22 protein-coding genes and 4 pseudogenes are annotated in these 21,247 nt (G+C 38.2%); 2 read left to right on the forward strand and 24 right to left on the reverse strand.

Features of this window, described 5'->3' with window-relative positions; all coding sequences use genetic code 11:
* Positions 1–97: 97 nt before the first annotated feature.
* From J2Z81_RS07885 to J2Z81_RS07900, 4 genes and pseudogenes are all read right to left on the reverse strand, one after another.
* Positions 98–304: pseudogene (locus tag J2Z81_RS07885) on the reverse strand (GNAT family N-acetyltransferase); the annotation flags it as partial.
* Entirely contained in the window at positions 300–527 is a 228-nt protein-coding gene (locus J2Z81_RS07890) for a hypothetical protein (protein WP_029270894.1), read from the reverse strand. The gene J2Z81_RS07890 and the pseudogene J2Z81_RS07885, both read right to left, overlap by 5 nt.
* A gap of 85 nt (positions 528–612) precedes the next feature.
* Positions 613–927 carry a YfzA family protein gene (locus tag J2Z81_RS07895; protein ID WP_226371078.1) on the reverse strand — a complete coding sequence of 105 codons (315 nt, stop codon included), beginning with the start codon at positions 925–927 and terminating at the stop codon, positions 613–615.
* Between the two features lie 175 nt (positions 928–1,102).
* Positions 1,103–1,390: a TIGR04104 family putative zinc finger protein gene (locus tag J2Z81_RS07900; protein ID WP_029270891.1), complete on the reverse strand. Its 288-nt coding sequence runs from the start codon at positions 1,388–1,390 to the stop codon at positions 1,103–1,105.
* Positions 1,391–1,946: 556 nt separating this feature from the next.
* On the opposite strand from J2Z81_RS07900, the pseudogene J2Z81_RS16065 reads away from it, so the two are divergent.
* Positions 1,947–2,099 (forward strand): annotated as a pseudogene (locus tag J2Z81_RS16065) (arsenic resistance protein); the annotation flags it as partial.
* A gap of 125 nt (positions 2,100–2,224) precedes the next feature.
* On the opposite strand, the gene J2Z81_RS07905 reads toward J2Z81_RS16065, so the two are convergent.
* The 15 genes from J2Z81_RS07905 to J2Z81_RS07975 all read right to left on the reverse strand — a co-directional run bounded on the left by J2Z81_RS07905 (position 2,225) and on the right by J2Z81_RS07975 (position 15,632).
* On the reverse strand, positions 2,225–4,816 hold the full coding sequence (locus J2Z81_RS07905) for a heavy metal translocating P-type ATPase (RefSeq protein WP_226371079.1): 2,592 nt from the start codon (positions 4,814–4,816) through the stop codon (positions 2,225–2,227).
* An 11-nt stretch (positions 4,817–4,827) separates the two neighbouring features.
* On the reverse strand, positions 4,828–5,148 hold the full coding sequence (locus J2Z81_RS07910; RefSeq protein ID WP_029265659.1) for an ArsR/SmtB family transcription factor: 321 nt from the start codon (positions 5,146–5,148) through the stop codon (positions 4,828–4,830).
* A 224-nt stretch (positions 5,149–5,372) separates the two neighbouring features.
* A complete protein-coding gene (locus J2Z81_RS07915) occupies positions 5,373–5,570 on the reverse strand; it encodes a hypothetical protein (RefSeq protein WP_226371080.1) in 198 nt (65 codons plus the stop codon).
* A gap of 94 nt (positions 5,571–5,664) precedes the next feature.
* Positions 5,665–5,811 (reverse strand): hypothetical protein, encoded by a 147-nt coding sequence (locus J2Z81_RS07920; RefSeq protein WP_226371081.1) that lies wholly within the window; start codon positions 5,809–5,811, stop codon positions 5,665–5,667.
* A gap of 96 nt (positions 5,812–5,907) precedes the next feature.
* Entirely contained in the window at positions 5,908–6,414 is a 507-nt protein-coding gene (locus J2Z81_RS07925) for a hypothetical protein (protein ID WP_226371082.1), read from the reverse strand.
* Positions 6,415–6,446: 32 nt separating this feature from the next.
* On the reverse strand, positions 6,447–7,517 hold the full coding sequence (locus J2Z81_RS07930; RefSeq protein WP_226371083.1) for a DUF1835 domain-containing protein: 1,071 nt from the start codon (positions 7,515–7,517) through the stop codon (positions 6,447–6,449).
* 154 nt (positions 7,518–7,671) lie between these two features.
* On the reverse strand, positions 7,672–7,902 hold the full coding sequence (locus tag J2Z81_RS07935; RefSeq protein WP_029270915.1) for a hypothetical protein: 231 nt from the start codon (positions 7,900–7,902) through the stop codon (positions 7,672–7,674).
* Positions 7,903–8,181: 279 nt separating this feature from the next.
* Entirely contained in the window at positions 8,182–9,471 is a 1,290-nt protein-coding gene (locus J2Z81_RS07940; protein ID WP_226371084.1) for a WD40/YVTN/BNR-like repeat-containing protein, read from the reverse strand.
* 28 nt (positions 9,472–9,499) lie between these two features.
* The gene (locus J2Z81_RS07945) at positions 9,500–9,757 is read right to left on the reverse strand and encodes a GNAT family N-acetyltransferase (protein WP_226371094.1); all 258 of its coding nucleotides are present in this window, start codon (positions 9,755–9,757) and stop codon (positions 9,500–9,502) included.
* 196 nt (positions 9,758–9,953) lie between these two features.
* Positions 9,954–10,403, reverse strand: coding sequence for a DUF4181 domain-containing protein (locus J2Z81_RS07950; RefSeq protein ID WP_319023829.1), 450 nt, complete (start codon positions 10,401–10,403; stop codon positions 9,954–9,956).
* A 681-nt stretch (positions 10,404–11,084) separates the two neighbouring features.
* The gene (locus J2Z81_RS07955; RefSeq protein ID WP_226371085.1) at positions 11,085–12,206 is read right to left on the reverse strand and encodes an NADH-dependent flavin oxidoreductase; all 1,122 of its coding nucleotides are present in this window, start codon (positions 12,204–12,206) and stop codon (positions 11,085–11,087) included.
* 124 nt (positions 12,207–12,330) lie between these two features.
* Positions 12,331–12,969 (reverse strand): SDR family oxidoreductase, encoded by a 639-nt coding sequence (locus J2Z81_RS07960; RefSeq protein WP_226371086.1) that lies wholly within the window; start codon positions 12,967–12,969, stop codon positions 12,331–12,333.
* A 237-nt stretch (positions 12,970–13,206) separates the two neighbouring features.
* Positions 13,207–14,136, reverse strand: coding sequence for an NADP-dependent oxidoreductase (locus tag J2Z81_RS07965; RefSeq protein WP_029270309.1), 930 nt, complete (start codon positions 14,134–14,136; stop codon positions 13,207–13,209).
* A 42-nt stretch (positions 14,137–14,178) separates the two neighbouring features.
* A complete protein-coding gene (locus tag J2Z81_RS07970; protein ID WP_226371087.1) occupies positions 14,179–15,204 on the reverse strand; it encodes an NADP-dependent oxidoreductase in 1,026 nt (341 codons plus the stop codon).
* Positions 15,204–15,632: an organic hydroperoxide resistance protein gene (locus J2Z81_RS07975; protein ID WP_226371088.1), complete on the reverse strand. Its 429-nt coding sequence runs from the start codon at positions 15,630–15,632 to the stop codon at positions 15,204–15,206. The genes J2Z81_RS07970 and J2Z81_RS07975 overlap by 1 nt, the downstream gene beginning before the upstream one ends.
* A 146-nt stretch (positions 15,633–15,778) precedes the next feature.
* Here J2Z81_RS07975 and J2Z81_RS07980 point away from each other — a divergent pair, with 146 nt between their 5' ends.
* Positions 15,779–16,225 (forward strand): MarR family winged helix-turn-helix transcriptional regulator, encoded by a 447-nt coding sequence (locus J2Z81_RS07980; RefSeq protein WP_029270303.1) that lies wholly within the window; start codon positions 15,779–15,781, stop codon positions 16,223–16,225.
* A gap of 487 nt (positions 16,226–16,712) precedes the next feature.
* On the opposite strand, the gene J2Z81_RS07985 is transcribed toward J2Z81_RS07980, so the two are convergent.
* From J2Z81_RS07985 to J2Z81_RS08005, 5 genes and pseudogenes are all read right to left on the reverse strand, one after another.
* On the reverse strand, positions 16,713–18,551 hold the full coding sequence (locus tag J2Z81_RS07985; RefSeq protein WP_029270301.1) for an alpha/beta hydrolase family protein: 1,839 nt from the start codon (positions 18,549–18,551) through the stop codon (positions 16,713–16,715).
* 345 nt (positions 18,552–18,896) lie between these two features.
* Positions 18,897–19,082 (reverse strand): annotated as a pseudogene (locus tag J2Z81_RS07990) (SDR family NAD(P)-dependent oxidoreductase); the annotation flags it as partial.
* 231 nt (positions 19,083–19,313) lie between these two features.
* Positions 19,314–20,078 carry a hypothetical protein gene (locus J2Z81_RS07995; RefSeq protein WP_226374423.1) on the reverse strand — a complete coding sequence of 255 codons (765 nt, stop codon included), beginning with the start codon at positions 20,076–20,078 and terminating at the stop codon, positions 19,314–19,316.
* A 450-nt stretch (positions 20,079–20,528) separates the two neighbouring features.
* Complete coding sequence (locus J2Z81_RS08000) at positions 20,529–20,879, reverse strand: DUF2200 domain-containing protein (protein ID WP_226371089.1); 351 nt, start codon at positions 20,877–20,879, stop codon at positions 20,529–20,531.
* A gap of 32 nt (positions 20,880–20,911) precedes the next feature.
* Positions 20,912–21,037 (reverse strand): annotated as a pseudogene (locus tag J2Z81_RS08005) (ABC transporter ATP-binding protein); the annotation flags it as partial.
* Between the last annotated feature and the right edge of the window lie 210 nt (positions 21,038–21,247).

Consider the following 21,247-nt stretch of genomic DNA (forward strand, 5'->3'; position numbering starts at 1 on the left):
GGGCTACCCTTATGCATCATTCATCAGTTCCACACGATAATTTATTAAACAATCTCGCCCGATTCTGGCACAACGATTGATAGCTGAAAAATGACCATTATTTACTTTTTAACCCTTCCCATTCTTCTCGTAATATTCCCATCTTAATTGCATCAAAGTATTCACCATCTATCGTTCTCGCATTCCTTATTCGCGCCTCTTCCTGCATTCCAATCATTTCGGCTACCTTCATCATTCTTACATTTCCCGACAAGGTAGACATACCCAATCGATGTATCCCAGTAGATTCGAAAAGAAAATCAATTATCGGATCGATATTTATATTTAAGATTAAAAATTAGTTCAAATACAAAGGCACCTAATAAACCACTCCAAAAAACAAAGGTGGGAGAAAATAAAACATTTTCCGTTGCTAAATAATAAAAATAATTTACCGCTGATATCAGCAAGTAAGTATAAAAACCAAAAAAAGCCCCCTTTTTCCAATGAAGTGATTCTCTTTCATTCATCGACTTGAATAATTTCATAACATCACTTCCCTAACCTCACAATCTGGCCGATTGTATTATAAACCTTCATATTTTTGTGTCGTAGGTTAAATTAAGATTTGTGTTAACCTCGGCACTGTTTAATTTCCTTTATAGAAAATATATCTGTTACTGCATTTGCAAGTAAAAAAATGACAAAAAGGATTGTAGCTAAGTTAAACCATGGGAAGCTATATAGAGTGATCCATTCATTAAAAAGTCTCGATTCTAAAAGCCAATCTGCGTACTTACCAACTATGTTGTCCGAATCATTTAAGTTTGGTTCCAAAGATGTTCCGTCAATAGTAAAAAAAATTAATTGCACAATGAAAAATACGCCGAGGGCAATAATCCACCATCTTATCCGATGGAGACGTCCCTTTTTTTGTTCGTCTGTCATTTGACCATTTCCCCTTTTTTTCATTTCATTCTGTTATCACGCCAAGGCGTTTTTCCATCTAATGGCCCTTCTATTCAGTTTGGACGCCTAATGAATTCTATTTAGATTGAAACACCATTTATTGTGTCAACTGGCTTTCCAATGCGTACGCCCGATAATGGAAAAGTCGATAAAATTACCAATAGGGTTCTTCCTCATTAGATAATTTTAAAATAAATGGGTATAAACCAAGTATTACGAAACCCAGTAGGACCGCAATTAATAGGGACAAATCAACTGAGAATTCGAATCCAGCATTAATAGGAAGAAATATGAACGGGATTAGCCAAAACATACCACTGCGTATTCTTGATGATGCGGATTCGTATTGTTTTTTAGCGCAATAAGGACATTCTAACCTAAATATCGTTTTAATCGTTTGTGTCCAAGTCCATTTTTCACCACAATTCTGACAAATCGGCATTCAATAACCCTCCTTCAGCAATATAACCCTATTAGAAGAATGCACACGATTCAATTATTACGTCCGTTCACACAAGACTGTTCACTACGGGTAAGTTGTTTACATCTGCAGAGTTCCACTAGCCAAAAAGCCAAATTAGAAACTAATGGTTATTAATCCAGTAACAGGCCGCACATAACACGAACCATACAGGGATAAATATTAAGTCTGCAATATTCGTAGGTAACAATGTGTAGGATCCAGGCAAGAAAAGCAACCAATTATAACCAACAGACCCAAAGCCCCATATGAAATCCAAATATTAATGAAAATGTGATTACCATCACCCCTTTGGATTGATGAGGTTATGGAAGCACCTTCATTTTAACACAAAATGGAAATTGAAAATTTCCTTTCATTTAAATTATTATTCAATTTCCTGGCTCCATACCGAAAAAATGTAACTCCAGAAGCAACCGCTATAGCAGGACGACCAATTTTATCAACAAGAATTGCTGTAAAGCGTGAGGGAAGGTACATGACACCTATAAATGCTGCTGCGGATAAGATAAATGGTTTAGCTATAGCTGTGACGGCATTTCCTCATCTGCCTCTCATTGCTTGAGCTTTAGTAACTGGACCTTTGATTGAATTACCCGTACATTCCGTTGTCTCCCAAATGCTGCTTTTCACAAGGAAAAAGAGTAAAAATAAAGGCTATCCTATATAAACCAAGATAACCTTATCTAATCCAACAAACCTTACAAGTTTGCTAAATAAACAATATTTAGTTTAATACTATTTTCTTACAGAATGTTTGTTATTTAGAACTATCCATAGAATAGGCACTATCATTTAATGATTTGGCGACTTTAAAAGGCGTAATGCATTTAAGATTACTATAATTGCTGCACCTGTATCGCTCAATACCGCCATCCATAAGGTTAACCACCCTGGGAAAATCAATCCTAATGCAATAAATTTAATAATTAAAGAAAACCAAATATTTTGTTTGATAATTGTTAAAGCTTTTCTACTTAATTTAATCGTATACGGTAATTTATCAAGGTTATCGGCCATTAAAACAACATCTGCTGTTTCCATCGCTGTGTCTGTTCCTGTTCCACCCATTGCAATCCCTAAGTCTGCCGTTGCAAGAGCTGGTGCATCATTAATTCCATCACCAACCATAGCAACTTTATTACCCTCTCTTTGTAGTTGTTTCAATGCTGTCACCTTATCTTCAGGCAGTAATTCGGTAAAATAACGATTAATACTCGTTTGTCCTGAAATTCGTTTTGCCGTTCCATCGTTATCACCTGTTAGCATAACAATTTGCTCCATCCCAACCTTACGTAAATGATCTAATGTTTTTACAGTCGTAGTGCGTAAGGTATCTGTTACACTGATAACTCCTAAAACCTTTTCCCTATTTCCAATGATTACAATCGTTGATCCGTATTGTTGTACCGACTGAATTATATGGTCCACACTACTAAGCGAAATATTCATTTCTTCAAATAACCGATGATTCCCAGCATAATAAACTTTGTTATTAATTGTCGCTTTAACCCCTCTACCGACAATGTTTTTGAATAGTGATCCTTCAGCTTGTAAAATGTTTCGGTCCTGAGCATATTGTACAATCGTTTTTGCAATTGGATGTGTCGAGTGACTTTCTAATGCATAAGCGACGGACAATAGCTCCGTCTCAGAAGTATTTATCGGATGAATTTCAGATACTCTTGGTTTCCCTTCCGTCAGTGTGCCAGTTTTGTCAAAGGCTACAGCATTAATTTTACCAGCAATTTCTAAAAACGTGCCACCTTTGATGAGAACACCGTTTTTGGCAGCATTACCTATAGCGGAAACAATAGCAACTGGTGTTGATATAACGAGCGCACACGGGCAAGCGACAACTAATAAAGCTAACCCTTTGTATATCCATTCACTCCATAAGCCAAATCCAAATAACGGTGGAATGACAATAACCGATATGGCAAGAACAAATACAATCGGTGTATAAATACTTGCAAATCGATCAATAAATGCTTCTGTTGGTGCTTTTTGCTCTTGGGCCTCCTCTACTAAGTGAATGATTTTAGATAGCGTTGTATCTTCAATTAATTTAGTTACCTCAACTTCTAATGAGCCACTTTCATTCATCGTACCCGCATAAACAGCATCCCCGATAATTTTATCCACCGGAAGGGATTCTCCCGTAATAGGTGCTTGATTAACACTTGATTCACCTTGTATAATGTTTCCATCTAAAGGTATTTTATCACCAGGTTTTATAACAATTGTATCGCCAACTGAAACTTCTTCTACAGGTTTTTCTATTAAATCATTGTCTACTCGAATCCATGCCATTGAAGGGGCCATATTCATTAAGTTTCGTATAGACTTTCTCGTTTGATCCATTGAACGGTTTTGCAAGTAAATTCCCAAAGAGTACAACCAAACGACTGTTGCCCCTTCGAACCATTCACCAATAATTGCCGCACCAATAGCAGCCGAAGACATTAATACATTCATATCAAGAGAACGACTTTTCACTGCATAGTAAGCACTTTTAATTGGTTGATAACCATTGATTACAATAGCATTAGCAAATAGAATAGTAGAAACAAACGTTGGAAAACCAATATAAGAACCGACAAAGCCAATCGCAATAAATGCCCCCGAAATAATTGTATTTAATAATTCATGTTTATTTCGTTTATTCTCCACAGGCTTTCTGTCTCTCGTTTGTAAGGATGCATGAAATCCAATTTTAGAAACTTCTTTTAAAATGTCATCTACTGGATTTGTATGTTCTATTCTCATATTTCCAGCAGCAAAACTTACCTGAACATCACTTACTCCCTGAATTTTAATTAAATGGTTTTCTATGCTTTTCGCACAACTACCACAATCCATCCCTTGAACATCATAAATCCGCATCTTGTTATTTTGAAATATCCGTTCAACGGTAAATCCGAGATTTTGCACTGTGCTCTCTAATTGTGCGGATGAATAGTTTCCATTTGCAACAACTTGTAATTTTTCGGTGTTATAATTAACTTTTGCACTAATGACATTTTTTAGGCGTTGTAACCCTTTCTCAATGGTTGATGCACATGAAGGGCAATCCATACCATAAACTCTGTATTCAATTTCCTCCCCTTCCTGTGCTGAATCCACGCCAACAGTCGCCCCTTTAGGATTGCTACAGCAAGATGTTTTCTCTTCTACTGTACTGCAGCAACTCTTGTTGACTGTATCTGATTTAGAACTGGATCCACCAATCCCTTTTGATCCTTCTTCACTACTACAACACGACGCTGTGGCTTTATCCGCTTCAGTACTACAGCTATGTGTATTAGTACTTTCTTTAGCACCCTCTGCACCACAACAACTGCTATTTGTTACTATTTTTTCTTGACTATTAGAACAACAGCTCATCATATCACCCCCTAAATTATGTGATTTTTACACGTACCTATATCCATATGGATGTCTATTAGAACGTCATCAAACATAGCTAGCAATTGACGTACTTTTTCATTTCGTAATTGATAATAGACAAATTTCCCCTCTTGTCTACTAACAATAAGACCACAACCTCTGAGACAAGCTAAGTGTTGTGATACACTTGATTGATTACCTTCTATCTCATCAACAATTTGCGATACAGTTTTTTCGTTGTCTTTTATGCTGTCAAGAATTTGTATCCTTGTTTTGTGGGAAAACCCATGAATAAACTTCACCTTCGTATCAAGATCTATTTTTGACATGTATTTCTCCCCTTATATATTAGAATAAACTAATATGTTTTATTTACATCATATTAGCATTATCTAATATGTGTGTCAAAAAAAATATCCAATCGAAAGAGCCACTTCATCACTACATGCAGTCAGAATAATCGGTGAGCAGATAATGGCGAGAAAAGTTGTTAACTTCTTCATTGTCTTCCACCTTCAAATTGGTAAATGATGATAAAGTTTGAGTTGCTTTTCTATCTAAAAAACACTCCAATCAGTAAACCGATTGCAAAGAAAGCAAACGCAATTTGTACGAATAGATACATTGCAAATTCAGGACCTGAAAGCTTTCTTTTTTTCTTAGTTTTCTCTAGATGCCTTAAATAAAAACCAGAACTTAAAATAAGCATAAAGCTAGCTACTGCCTTTAAAATTTCTGCTAAAAGAATCAATTCTGTCCACCTCTTTCTTAAAATTCATTCCCTACAATCTGGCCCGATGAACCAAGAAAGGGCTCTTTTGGAAGAGCACCCGATTGTTTAATCATTACTTAAAATGAAAGCTATAACATGAAATCGGTGTTTCGTCGTTTTTCATTATTATTTCCGCAAAATCTTCTTCATCGCTTTCCCCTTGCCAACTCACAGGATAGACTTTTGCGACACGCATTGTATAAATCTTATGTTCGTTCATGATACATCCTCCCTTAATGATTCCATTAAAATGGCCGTTTTCAGAAAGACGTACGATTCGATTAGCCCGATCGTTGAAGACCGGTTTATTCGTCTTTTAAATCCTTTTGTTTATTTTTTCTCTCCAATTATATAAGGTTTCAATCAAAAGGATCATGATTGCAACTCCTGCTGCAATGAAGAAACTAACTTTTGGATTCAGACCAATACCTTTTCCAATAACATAAAAAACGCCTATCCGTATAAGTAGTACAGTACTATGATAAAATACATTTTCTCCTAATATATACTTCACTATTATTTCAATAATGCTTTCAATGATAAATGAATAAACCAAAAAACAAATGGCTAAAACAACTAACTGATCCACGCTTAGATTTAAAGAAAAAATCATGTTTACAGCATTTGCGGAACCAAGTAAAAGAAATAACATCAGTCCTACTGCAGCCGTAGGAAGTAAGGCAAGCATTACTGTAACAAAAATAACCATGAAGAAACCTATTTTTTCTCCCTCGGGTTCTTGTTTATTTCCGTTATAAACTAATTTAAAGATCAATAAAAACGAAATAATAAATACAGTTACGAACGATACAACTATTTTCATAAACATACTCCCTGTTATACTTCAAGCATTCATTAATCTATACCAGTCAGCATCTGGGGAGACCGAAACTTAACTTCGTAGTATCTCATCGCTTTGGGTACACCTTTTATATCAAATATCCCGTTTACGATAAGCTCCCTGACTCTGTATTCTATAAATCCATCACCTACAACATGCAAAGAGTGGCCAATGACCTCACCGATTAATCTAGCCGATTTGATAAAATCATTACTTCCCCGTTCTTTATTAAGCTTTTGCAATGATCGAATGATACAATCATCCAGGTAGTCCTCCGACACAGAATGGATGTGACCATTTTCCCATAATCGAAGCTTTTTATCACCTTTTGATAGAGTGACCCATTCTTTCGCTAGTTCCCTGCGCTGCACAGGTGTTAATTCTTTAGCTGATGTCTCTTGATAGATAGCTGCTAATTGTTCCGATGCGATTTCGGCTGTATTCCTTGGATAATCGTCTGTTTTTTTCTCTGCAAAAACAGTACGAAACGCTTTGGTGGTATTGATTAGCTTGACTGGATTCAACTTTTCTCTCAATAAATAAAGCGCTACCCGCAGACCCGTTTGTTCGTGGGCATTATCCCCGTACCAAATGTGAATCGGAATAGCATCTGGAATGGCATCAATTTGCGAACGAATCTTTACAAACTCTTCTCCAAAGTCATCGATATATTCTTCCTCTAGATTAATATGATAGAACAACCATTCTTTTCGTTTTTTCAAACCTTCTTCCGTATGTAACCGCCAAATCGGACCCACTGAAAATATATCGGAAAAAGCGATAACCTTTTCTCCCTCTGCTGCTAGAATTTCCCGTAGCGCAATTTTTAAAGACCCACTACTAGAAAGATCGAAGACAATATGCACTTTGCTGACTTGTTGTTCTTCATATTCTCTATTCGGGTTGGTACGTTGTTGATGTAACTGCCAATATCTCTTTTTCAAATCCCTTACATCTGTTATGAATTGTTTCTCTGGGTATGCAGTAGTATCTAAATAATCCAACCGAAATAGGACATTTCGCATAAAGGAGTAAACTTCTTCCTCGTTTAGAGATTGCAATATTTTATCTGCGTTTAATTTCATTTATGGAACACTCCTCTTCATTGATTGCTTTTTTGTATGAAAGGCCGGAACAGGCGATCAAATTCAAAGTCTATGACTTCACTCAAACTATTCTGTCAATTAGGTGAAAAGCGACTGGTAACGGCAGATACAATGATTACTCAGCAGTTGATACTTATTTTTTAGGCATCATGTATGTCACAGAAATACCACTGCTTTCTTCCATTTTCATAAATATTTCATGAAGAATGTCTAATGCTCTTTCATTTGATTCGTACTTCCCCAAAACTTTGCTCCATTCATCTAACGTTGCACTACCAATAACACCTTCTATTTTTTTCCCATTTACAGTAACTTCTTTTACATTCACCAAACTTTGTTTATCTTGTGTAGCAATCCATAACATCGAAAAATTCATCCCTTTCGTTCATTTTTTATAAGGTTAGCCAGTCATTTCTGGTTGATCTATTTTAATAAGTTTGATGCTTAAGGTAGCCGGGGGAGGACGATTTGGCCGGCGTGGCACCGATTCCGTATAACAAGCGAAGCTATGAAATTATGAGTGATGCAAGGGGCGCATCGGCAAATCGATGAAAGAAGTGGTGATCACATATGGACCCTTTTATCGGCCTGGATATCGTCAAAGAGGAATGCCAGGTTCAAGCCTTTTTCCATTCCCCCCTAATCACCTTTCCATCACATCATCCGGATCAACTAAATTCGCAAATGACCACGTTACACCATCATCAACAGAGACAAACTTAGCCATAACTTTTCCCCCTTGATAATCGCCGTTTTGGCCCTGTTTCACAAGCAATGTGCCCTGGGATCCGTCAAATGTTGGAATTTCCGCAACAGTGAAAATCCCCTTATACTCTGTTGGGATTGGCACTTCCACCTGTGTCCATGTTTTGCCGCCATCTGCTGTCCGATATAAGTCAGGCACTTCCGGATTACTGTTCCTGGAAATTGCCCCAAATGACACGAATCCGAGCTTTTCATTGATAAATCCGCCGCTTGTTACTTGTCGTTCTAACGGTACATTTCCGACTTCATCCCAAGTTGTGCCACCATCATTTGTTTTGAAAATCATATTGCCTTCCCAGCTCATCGTACGGCCTCCAGTTAGAATCAAAAAGCCGTTGTTCTCAGATACAAAATCAAGCATACGCATCCGTACTGCTTGGAATGGGCTAGGGATCGTTGCTGTATCCCAGGTTTCTCCCTGATCCGTTGATTGCAATACTTTTATATCCTGATGACCGCCGACAACGAAAGCTGTCCTTTCTGGTGTTATCAGATAACTGTCATCAATCAATTCATCTTTTGGCCCGTTATAATCGCCTTCAAATAATTGATCAATGTCTACTGGAACTGCCGTCCAATTTTCACCGTTATTATATGTGACTTCGAGCGTGTCATTTCCGATCCGGTAACGATTGTTCTCATCGGGAACTTCTATTCCAGCCTCTTTTTGATAGGTATCTTCTAACGGAGGTAAGTCGCCAGTGGCCTTAGATATGTCATCAATTCTAAGTAGCGTATACTCGTTTTCGCCTGTTTTCCTGATCCGAAAGGTCCACTGGAGATTTTTTACCTTACCGTCCTCTTGCACTTCTCCCCAACGATGATGGGTGGACCACTTTCCCTTTTCCAACTGTACCCAGAATGCTACCTCAACAGCAAATTCTTTTTCATCACCAGCCAATAATTGAAAGTCGTTATAACGTACGTCCGTCAACCGTTTCCAGGAACTCACATCATCCCCCTGATACTGATTCATATAATCAAACCAGAAGCGATAAGCAATGGTTTCCGGTTCTTGATCGTCTTCCCCATCTACCGTGATAGTCATCGGCAGCGGTTTGTTCAGGTCTTCTTCATAATAGGAATAGTAATAAATCAATGCAATTGCCGCCAATAAGAGAATAAGCACAACGCCAGTTATTGCGGTTCTTTTTTTAGTGAAAATCATCCAGTTTCTCCTTTTACCAGACTTGTTATTATCGTTGCTTTTTAAAAAAAGTTAGAGATAGGTGCTCGGTTATTCTTGTTTCTACTGTCTTTAAAAGTCCATTTTTCAAATAGAAGGCTACTGCTGGTGCATTTTTAGTCCCGGTTGACGCTACTACTGCTACAAAGTTTTCCATTTTGCCTTCAATACAATTTAATAACCTCCGGGCAATTCCTTTTCTGAAATGCTTCGGATGCACCATTAGCCGATGTATATCGATTATACAATTGTCTGCCTTTATAGATATAACTCCGCATCGTCATAAACCATTGCCGTTAATCTCAAATATTCGTGAAGTGTTAGTTTATCATACAATATCGGCTGCTTAGGTATATACCCGATTTGTTTTCGGTAAGACGTGATATCTTCTTTGCATGTTTTCCCATGGCCCTTATATAGCAAGACAGGCGCCTAACTTTATTAGGGGAAGGCGCCCGTTCGTATTAAATTAAATTAGAGTAATCTGTCACCCCATAAATAACCGATCCTAAAATGAATAAAACACAAGTTATAGCACTTAAGAGGTATGTTTTACTTTCTCTTGCATAAATCCATTTCATTATGGTACGAAAAGCGAACACAGCAGTCATACCAACAAAAATAAGTATTCTGAGATGTGGGAATTCATTTACTGCTATAATTATCACAATTAAACTAATCCAATAGAGTATTCCTTCACCATATTTATGTAGTTTATTTACGTATTTTTTACCTAAGTCAGATTCCTCTATATTCAATTTCATTATTAGTTTTCGATTGATAAATTGATCTAAAACTAGAATAGATACTAGAATGATAATAAGGGTTAGAATCTTAAATACCCTCCTTGTTGTAAGCCATTCCCCTGATTCAAAGCGTAAATGGCAATTGTTTGTTTCATAATCGCGTCCGATCGCTTAACATATATACTGTTCGTCTCGTTTATGTTTTTTTTATGTAAAAAAACCGGGATACACCATCAATCAAAACAGAATCCCTCATATAATCCAAATCGTAGAATGATCCGCAGTAAAAATATCAAAAGCGGATAATATGATCATTGCTAAACCAAGCATTAAAAGTACTGTATGAACAACAATATCCATTTTTTATGCATTACCTCGCTGCATTTTCAATCCCCACCTCTAAAACAATTTTTATCTGGTGCCATTTTAGCATAGTATCATCAAACAATCTGCCCCTTTCAGTCATTTAACAACAAAGTTGGTAGCCTTACAATAATACTGAAATTAATTACCTATCTTCTGCAACGGGCGACGCGACAAGTTCTGCTATAAACACTTTGAAACGCGAAATGCCGAAGCTACGTTTCCCGAATTCATCTCGTCAACAATCCTGAGTACATCAATGCCTGAGGGATGAAGCCGCTCTTCGAGAGAAGGTATGTCGACGGATATCTTGAACGGCTGAAAAACTGGGTAGGCAATCTACCAGAATACCAGTAAGATATACAGTTTGTGAGTATAATGATGTTATGAAAGGTTTTTAAGAAGTCTGTAACCATTATTATTGGAATTAATCGTATAAAAAGCCACCTTTTGTAGGTGGCTTTTTGAAGAAAGAATTTAAATTTGTTAATCGACACCAGGGAACCATCCAGGGGTGTGGATAATCGCTTTCCAAAGAGGATTTGGTACGACCAGCCGTTCTTGACCATTTGTATCTAAAATGGTCTCAATGTCGGAAGCCTTTCCTTGTTCGATTTTGCCTACCCAGTCAGGATCTATAATAAGTTCGCGTCCTAAAGCTAGCAAAGGTACATCGCTTTGGATTGCGGATTGGGCATCCTCGGCTGAGTAGATGGAGCCTACTCCGATAACTGGGACTTTGTTCCCTATACGATCTTGGATGATTTCTATGCGTGAACGTGTATCTTCCACACCACGTCTAGAGCGAGACCAAAAATTCATTTGTGAAACATGAATGTAATCCAGTTCCTTATCGGATAACACATCAACGAATTCCAACGTGTCCGCCATTGTAATACCCGGAGTTTGAGGTTCTTCCGGAGAAAGCCGGTGACCTACGATGAATGGATCTTTTGCGTGGTCATTCACGGTTTTCTGGATTTCATTGATGACAGCCAGTGGAAAGTTCATTCGTTTTTTCAGGCTTCCACCCCAGTGGTCGTCACGACGATTTGAATGGGGAGAAAAGAACTGATGGATCAGGTAGCCATTCGCTCCATGGATTTCAACACCGTCGAATCCGGCTTGAATAGCTCGACGGGTGCCCTCCCCATACGCATGAATGATTCCCTTAATTTCCCCATCCTCTAATGCACGGGGAACCGGTCCGTTCTCTCCCGGTGGAACTGCACTAGCACTGACAATGTCCCCATTTGGGACTAAATCCGGTGGACACAACCGTCCGCCATGATAAATTTGCAAGACCGCTTTGGCGCCTTGCTCTTGAATCGTTGTCGCCAACCTCCTTAATCCCGGGATCATATCATCATTGTGCACACCAATTTCGCCGGAGAATCCTTTGCCACCTGCTGTCACATTGGCACAGGCTGTGACGACCATGCTGACCCCTTTTGAACGACGTTTATAATATTTCACTTCATCATCAGAAACCGTTCCGTCCGAATTTGAGGACCAGTTGGTCATGGGGGCCATGACCACACGATTCTTCAATCGGGTACCATTCGGAAAAGAAAAGGATTCAAATAATGGCTGGTATTTTTCATTCAACGTTTTTGCCACCCCTTTATAACTTCACCTTAAAAAAGATTATTTTACAAAAATCAATGTACCTTCCTATCATAAAAACAACCAATCGCATATCATATAAATACTTGCATTACCTGCAAATTCCTTAAACATTCCTTAGTGCCTCTTCAATCAGAACATCGCCTGAGAGAATTTCAAACACCCGGTGGAATGTATTTTCTGTATCTAGTGAAGTGACAGCAACTTGCGCTACATCAGCACGCGGAATGCCACTGGAACGGTCTTCGATATGTTCCGCCGCGGTAATGGTCCCATTGGCAGGTTCGTTTAATAACCTTCCAGGACGGAGAATGGTATAATTCAAATGGCTGGCTTGCAAGTTTTTGTCCGCATCGCCTTTTGCTTTGAAATAATGCTTCATAGACTCCGGACCATTATCAGGAGTATCGGCATTCATTGAACTGACCATGATAAAACGCTTTACATGATTATTTTCTGCCTCTTTCACCGCCTTCATAGCACCTAGGCGATCCACCAATTCCGTTTTTTCAGGACCGGTATGGCCACCGGAACCAGCGGTGAAAATCACCGCATCGCAACCTTCAAATGCATAAGAAAAATCCTGTTCTAAATCACCAACAACAATCTCCGCCCCTAAATGTTTTAGTTCACTCGCCTGATTTTCGTTGCGAATCATCGCCTTCGCTTGATGTTCACTCTTGTTCAGGAGAGATAAAATATGTTGTCCAATTTGTCCATATGCACCAATCACTAATACTTTCATGCAAACAACTCCTCATCTAATAAATTCACAGCCCTAACTGATGATTATTTTTCATTCCCAATATTTCATTTTGTCTTTTCCAAAAAGATTAAACAATCGAATCAATACCGAATTTATCAAGTATGGATGCGGCACTGAACTTTTGCACTATTTTACGCGTTAGCCCCTATTCAAAATAAGGACCAGCGTTGTCACTCCTTTGCTGAAAAAATCGTTAGTAAGATTCGTCCACTTTCCTTACCTCACACGGAGGACAATTTTTCCTTTGGCATGATGTGTTTCACTTAATCGGTGTGCTTCTTGAATCTCCTCAAGGTTCATCACTGTCCCTACATTTGCGCGGATCTTTCCTTGTTCAATCATTTCCCCAATCTCAGCAAGCTGTTCACCATCAGGCTCAAGGAAAACAAAGCCCGCTTTCACCTTTTTCGTTTGGGCTAATTGCTGATTAGGCTGATCAGCAATAGAAACCAGAACACCTTCTTCTTTTAAAACATCATAACTTTGCTTCTGGATGTCACCGCCAAGCGTATCAAACACAATGTCCATATCGGCAAGAACCTGTCTGAAATCTTCGTTGCGGTAATCAATAACTTTATCTGCCCCCAACGATTTAACAAATTCAACATTTTTCGTGCTGCATGTCGTTGCCACCCAGGCACCCAAGGATTTTGCGAGTTGAATGGCAAAACTTCCAACTCCCCCTGATCCAGCGTGAATTAACACTTTGTCACCTTGTTTGATGTCAGCAAAGTCAAAAAGAGATTGCCACGATGTTAATCCAACGAGCGGAATGGATGCAGCTTCTTCAAAAGATAGATTTTCCGGTTTTTTTGCAACAAGGTTTTCATCAACAGCTACATATTCCGCATAAGTTCCATTACGGGTTATATCCGGCCGGGTAAATACCTTGTCTCCGACCCTGAATTTCGTCACTTTTTTTCCTACCTCTTTTATTGTTCCTGCAGCATCCAAACCTAGAACAAATGGAAAATCATATTGCAGCATTCCTTTTAGATACCCCTCACGTATTTTCCAATCAACGGGGTTTACGGACGTAGCTGCTATCTCAATCAAAACATCATTGTCTTTCAAACTTGGTTTGTCTATTTCCGTATACTTTAACTCATCAATCCCGCCGTAATTTTCAATCATAACTGCTTTCAATTTAGGTCCTCCTTCATTATACATTTCCTTATTTCTAATTCGTTATTCCTCATCAACTTTTATAAGTTGCTTGCCAAGATTCTCACCTTTAAACAAACCGAGAAAAGCCTCTGGTACGTTCTCAAATCCTTCCACAATATTTTCTTCATATTTCAGTTTCCCCTCGGCTAACCAGCTTGAAAGATCTCGGATACCTTCACTGAAACGGTCAGCATAGTCACCAATGAGAAAGCCTTTGATCAATCCACGGCTCTTAATGAGTTTTGTCTGAATTCTCGGACCTAGATCACCGTCAGTCCGGTTATAAGACGAAATCGCACCGCAAAGAGGGATGCGTGCAAATTCATTTAATAGATTTATCGCTGCGTCAGAAATTGGTCCGCCGACATTGTCAAAATATATATCTATTCCATCTGGACAGGCTTTCTCAAGCGCCTGTTCCATATTTGGAGAGGTTTTATAGTTAATCGTTTCGTCAAAACCAAGCTCCTGCTTTAAATAGGTTGTCTTTTCATCGGAGCCAGCAACTCCAACAACTCGAGCTCCTTTAATTTTGGCAATCTGTCCAACGATCATACCAACCGCTCCCGCTGCACCGGATACAACAACTGTTTCCCCTTCTTTTGGCTGACCAATATCAAGCAGACCAAAATAAGCAGTCAAACCAGTTAAGCCAAGGACACTGAGGTATGCGCTCAGAGGAGCGATTGTTTCATCAATTTTACGTACCTTGGATTCCTTAATAACGTTATATCGCTGCCATCCAAGCGTCCCGACTACCTTATCACCGACGCTTAACTGATCTGAATCAGACAAAATGACCTCTCCAACAATTCCGCCACAGATCATCTCATTTAATTCGAAAGGTTTCACATACGATTTTGCATCATCCATCCTCCCCCTCATATACGGATCAACAGATAAATAGATTGTTCTAACAAGAACCTGTCCTTCTTCCGGTTGTGGTACTGGACTGTCTTTAAATGTAAAATTCTCTTTTGTTGGCATCCCTTTTGGGCGCTTTGCCAATAGAATCTGACTATTTTTCAATTTTTCTTTTAATGTCATTATCTTTCCACCCCTTTAGCTTTCAAGTCGACTGCAATATTACCCCTGGTTGCTTTGGAGTATGGACAGATTTGATGGGCGGATTCAACAAGTTGTTCAGCTACTTCTTGTTCAACCCCTGGAATTTTAACATCCAATGCAACAGTAAGAGCGAAACCTCCATCGGTATCTTTTCCGATCGATACTTGCGCTTTCACCGCTGTTTCGTCAATCTTAATTCGTTGTTTTCTGGCAGCCAGATTCAACGCACTGTCAAAGCAGGCCGCATACCCAGCAGAAAATAATTGTTCCGGATTGGTTCCTTCTCCCCCTCCACCGCCAAGTGATTTAGGCATTACTAATGGCATATCAATTATCTTATCATCTGAAATCACACGTCCATTACGTCCACCTCTGACAGTGGATGAAGCAGTATATAAAGGATTCAAGTTTATCACCTCAATTTAATTTTACACAATTCAATTGCGCAAAACTTATTGAAACATAGAAAGTTCTTCTCGTCAAAAAATAAGTTTGACATTTTATGAACTTCCATATAGTTTAAAGTAGGGAAGTACTGAAAGGATGAATATTAATGGAGAAAGATGAAGCAATAAAATTAAACAACCAACTGTGTTTTTCTATCTATTCATTATCAAGAGAAATAAATAAATTGTATCGTCCGTTTTTGGAAGAACTCAATTTAACTTATACACAGTATCTTGTCATGCTTGTTTTGTGGGAAAAAGACTCCTGTACAATGAAGGAGTTGGGAGACAGTCTTTTTCTCGATTCCGGAACACTTTCCCCAGTGCTCAAGCGCCTTACAAAAAGAGCGTTAACATACCGAAAACGAGATCCCGATGATGAAAGGCGTGTTTTAATTTCCTTAACTGAAGAAGGAAAACAATTAAAGGAAACGGCAGCGGAGATTCCCGGTAAGCTTATTAACAAGAGTGGTCTTAGTGAAGAGGAATTTTCGAAGACCCTTTTTGACTTCACAAATTTATTACAGCAAATTCAGCAAGCGAATACAGAGTAAATCATGTGCCTCAGCAAAAAGGAAAGAAAAGGCAACAGGCCCCTCTTTCCTTTCCACAGTTTCAATATCTTTCGCTTACTAGAAAATTCTTGTATCCGGGATGGCTGATGCTCCTGAAAAAAATCCAAAATCAACAATAAAAAAAAGGTGACAACCCCTCCTTCCTTACTAAGGTTAAACTACTTTTCTTCCTCAGCTATCGTTAAAAGCTTATCATTCTCTCTATTTAGCGTATTGTTTTTTTATGCATTCCATTAAAATACCAATCCGTTTATTTTTAACATATCTTATTCAACTATTTGGCCTTTATGAGCAAGACGGGCACAGCTCTTATTCGATAACTATTAGCAATAGTTAAGCCTTTAAAGTTATCTCCAGTTTTTCAGCCGCGCGGCATATCCGTCAGCATACCGCAAATCCTGTGAGCTACAGAAAAATAGCCTACCGCCAAGTGCGGCAGGCTATTGCAAATATTCACTCTTACTAATTAGTTTGGAAGTTGTGTTAAAGTATTAGTCACAGAAATCAATGTAACGACTATGGCAATAATTATCCCTCCTAAATAAGGGTTCAAGCTTGCTCTGAAAATTTTCCTTGAAATTATCGCAGCTACAGGTAAGATGACCAGGAAACTAATTAGCCAAATGCCTACGATAGCCGATACATTTTCAAAAAATACATGTCCCGTAATAAAGAATGTGATGTATTGAATAGCGAGTACTACTATTGGCCCGAGTGTGTTAAAAAGAGCTAGTAAAGCGGTATTAATCCATTCTTTTTTTCCATTCCTGTAATAATTGAAACTGTTTACCACTACGGAATTGGCTACAAAGTATATTAAGAAAAATGGAAGGTATTTTAATGCGATAATAAGTTTATCCGGCGAAAAGTCCGTAACCGCTATGAACCAGATTCGAAAGTCTGTATTAAACAAATAGTCGCTGACAAAAACCAAACCAAACGCAGCTACACTTACAATGACAGCAAAAAGCACCGTTTTTCCAAGTGCTTTTAAGCTAATGGATACACCTATATCTTTCAACGTGGATTTATGCTCACTATCCGCAAATTTACGGGACAGGAACACTAGCAGTATAGCAAATAACCCATTCGATGCAGCCCATGTTCCAACATAAAATGTATATGCCTGTGGAAAGAAATCCGGACGATTCACCATCGCCCAGTTAAATAAGGCGATGTAGGAAACTCCTGAAAAGATAGCACTTGCCACAAGTCCTCCCCAAAACCACCCCTTTTGCTTCTTCGTTGCGAGTTCAGCTGGTGACGGGTCTTGTGATGCACGGAGCCCTGCAAATGGCCGGGTAAATAGCAACACCTTTGTAAAGCTTACGAGAAACATCCCAAAACCGATAAGGCCTAATAAGTTAAAGAACTCTTTGAATTGCCATACTTGATTATCTGCTGGTATCGGCTCTGGGTTTCCCAGTGTTTCGTCAAAAAAGTTTATACTCTGTGTTGCTACATGACCGGAAAAGTGATTCCACGGATGTGTTTGAGCCGGATTGTAAATCACGCGTGTAGCTGATTCTCCATTTATTTCTTCTTCATACATCTCATAACTGGAGCGAGTTGATTCAATATTGTCAGGGGATTCACCAAAATGGAGAAACGATTGTGCATTATCCGTGCCCATAAAATCTCTCGGTGCAGTCATTGTACCGTCCGGATTTTCAGTTCGGAAAAAGAATTCATCATATTGGGCTGCTACAATTCCGACATCTCTGCTTCCGTATTTATTATAGTATTTTCCAGTTTCCGGGTTTATATAGTCCGCATCATTTGCTACCAATAGTACCGAAGAGATCAATGGGTTCTCTTTTTCATTGTCCGCATCAATAGACCAGTTGGCAGCTCGAGCGCCGTTAGAATGACCTGTTATTCCAATCTTTGAAGTGTCTACATATGGGAGATCAGCCATTAATTCAACAGCATCATACATACCTGTTCCTCGTTCTTGCCACTCATCGGGCCTAACAGCTTCGGACTCCCCATGTCCATACATGTCTATTGACATAACAACATAGCCTCTTCTGGAATATTCAACGAAATTCATATCCTGCATTTCCTTGTTATTATACCAGCCATGACTAGTAACTATGCCCGGAGCAGGGTTATCTTCAGTCACACCATCAGGCACAAACAAAAACGCACTCATCATATGGCCAGATGGAGTCTCCCATTGCATTTCTTTGACCTCTACTTCACCACCGGAAGTCTGAACCAAAGATGCGCCAATCATACTAACAACAACTAATATTAATGATATTATTAAATATAGCTTAGATTTTCTTTTTCCATTTTCCATGTTTCCCCTTTTCCTCCTTATTTGTAACTTAGTCTATATGGTCCTCACCAAGATCCGTCACCTGCTAAAACTTCGGACGTGTGCCCCTCCTTCACTTAATTTCTATTAAACAAACAAGTATGTGAAAAGACAAAAACCCACACCGCAATAGACGCACTTCAGGAAAGAAGTACTATTACAGCATGGGTCTCCATAACTCCACCATTACTTTAACTTGTCGAATTTATTATAGCCTTTTGTGCAAACGCTGTCAATCTCTCAAAAGGATCTAGTCCGGGTTGCTGATTTTACTATTTATCTCTTGTTGTTGAGTATTTTTAAGTCTAGCCAAACATTTTAGGTAAAATAAAATTTAGATAAACCATTTGCAGCAAGAACATTGGTACGGAAATATTTCTCCCATACGGAGGTAATCGGAAAATCTGATTTAATTTCATTTACAATTCGTTCTACTTCTTCATAATTCCGGCCATTAATAAGAACATTAACACCTTCTTTGGCAAGTTCAATAGCAATTGCTTTACCGGCAATTCTGCTTTATACGAAACAAAGGGGCGGTAAAGATCACTTCTATGGAGCGTCAATTTGTTACGATTTTCACCAATTCCCCGGCGTCCTAACTGTTAGATCATTTTTTCACCCTTCTATTTTAACATTTAATTCAAATTATTCTTTAATCAATTCTCTACAATTTGGCCTAAAAATCCAAATATATCACGATTGTTATTCCGTTCTCGCGCCCGTTCGTAGAACAATCACTTTTTATTCATTGCTTAGAGAATCAATATTTGAATTTAATTCTTCAACCATTTTTGCTGGTTCGTCAGTTCTGAATACTACCGTTTTAACATATTTTTTTCGTCCATACGAACTTTTCATTAAAACAGGTTCTTTTAGAAAGATTTCATATTGAGGTGAATCCATATGTAACATTGCAAAGTACGTATCTTTTGGTGTTTTTTCCCCAATTCCGCCTTGTTCTTTAGCAGTTTTTATATCTTTTATATTACTAATTTCCAATTCAACACTGCTTTGATAGCCAAAGCGAATAATGACCTTATCAGAAGTAATAATATGCGGTAATGATCTTACGGAGTGATATAATCCCATAATATAAAGCAATGCATAGATATTTAATATTGTGAAAACCCACGCTGCAATATTACTCCATGACTGAATAAGAAAGTGGAAAAATGCACCTTCCAGTGTTATTAAGATTGAAAATATGATGATGATTGTTTTAAGCTGTGAAGTCTTATGATAAGAATAGGCGTCTTCATTTTCAATCACAGTTGGTTTTCTAAACCATCCTATAATGGAATAGTAGAAAACACTTAATTCCGTTAAAATTGCTCCTAAAACAAAACCATTTCCTAGTTTAGGTTCAAGAGATATTCTAATGACATCTAGAAAATCGTGTTCCTCATCTTGCTTGTTTCTCCTATAGCTTATAACACTTTTAAAAATGCCGTATATAACTACAATTAAAACGCTGATTTCTAAAACTGGTATAAGCCAAACTAACATTTTATTAAAGCATCCTTTTTGTGAAGAAGGGATTATTAAATAAGACACTCCTAGACATATAATAAAAGAAAGATATAGTAACAATTTTGGCATTGTTCTTGTACGTATCAATAACCAGTAGGTGCCAAATGGAGGGAGAGCTATTAGGATTAACGTTATTAAGATCACTGTAAAATCACTAATATTATCTAAGCGTAAGATGAAATAGCTTCCTGCCATTAAACTGATAATGAATACGATTAAAATTGGAACAAGGAACTTTTTTATGGCTAGCACCTCCATTTCTAAAATGTTTTAAGTTACAAAACAACCCTTTGTTCTTTGCATATTTGTTTCACAATCTAGCTCGATTGACCAAGAAAGTACTCTTTTGGAAGAGCACCCGATTGTTTAATCATTACTTAAAATGAAAGCTATAAAATGGAATCGGTGTTTCGTCGTTTTTCATTATTATTTCCGCAAAATCTTCTCCATCGCTTTTCCCTTTGCCAACTCATCGATTAACTTATCCAAATAGCGAATCTCTTGCATCGTTGGTTCTTCAATATCTTCTACTCGGACGCCGCAGATTACACCTTTGATCAAAACTCGTGAAGGATTCAATTGGGGAGCTTCCGCAAAGAAGGTCTCAAAGTCCGTCTGTTTTTCCAGATGTACTTCCAACTCTTCCTGGCTATATCCTGTCAACCAACGGATGATTTCATCGACCTCTGATTTTGTACCCCCTTTTTTCTCTGCTTTCGAAATATAATGGGGATAGACTCTTGCGACACTCATTGTATAAATCTTATGTTTGTTCATGATACATCCTCCTTTATTGATTCCATTCATATGCCAGCCCCATTTAAGCCGATAAGACCGACTACTTCATTCTTGCTTCCTTTAAAACTGATACCTTTAAGCACATTCTTTCTAGAATAGCCACCTGTCAGATTGTCTATTGCAAGTAAAGCTTGCATTGTTTCACCTCAATTTCAATATATCCTCTTATCACCGTATAATAATAACTATTGACCTGGAAGTTAAATTAACATCATTTTCAAAAATAATTACATATGACGTGATCTACCACAATCTGGTGTCGCTCGCTCTTTATTCAGGAATCGCGTCCGTTCGTTATTTGTTTTTCTATTTAGATGATTGTGCTTTTAACATCTGATCGTCCTATT

This window comes from Virgibacillus alimentarius (genome assembly GCF_017874635.1).
In the GTDB taxonomy this organism is placed as follows: Bacteria; Bacillota; Bacilli; order Bacillales; family Amphibacillaceae; genus Virgibacillus_B; species Virgibacillus_B alimentarius.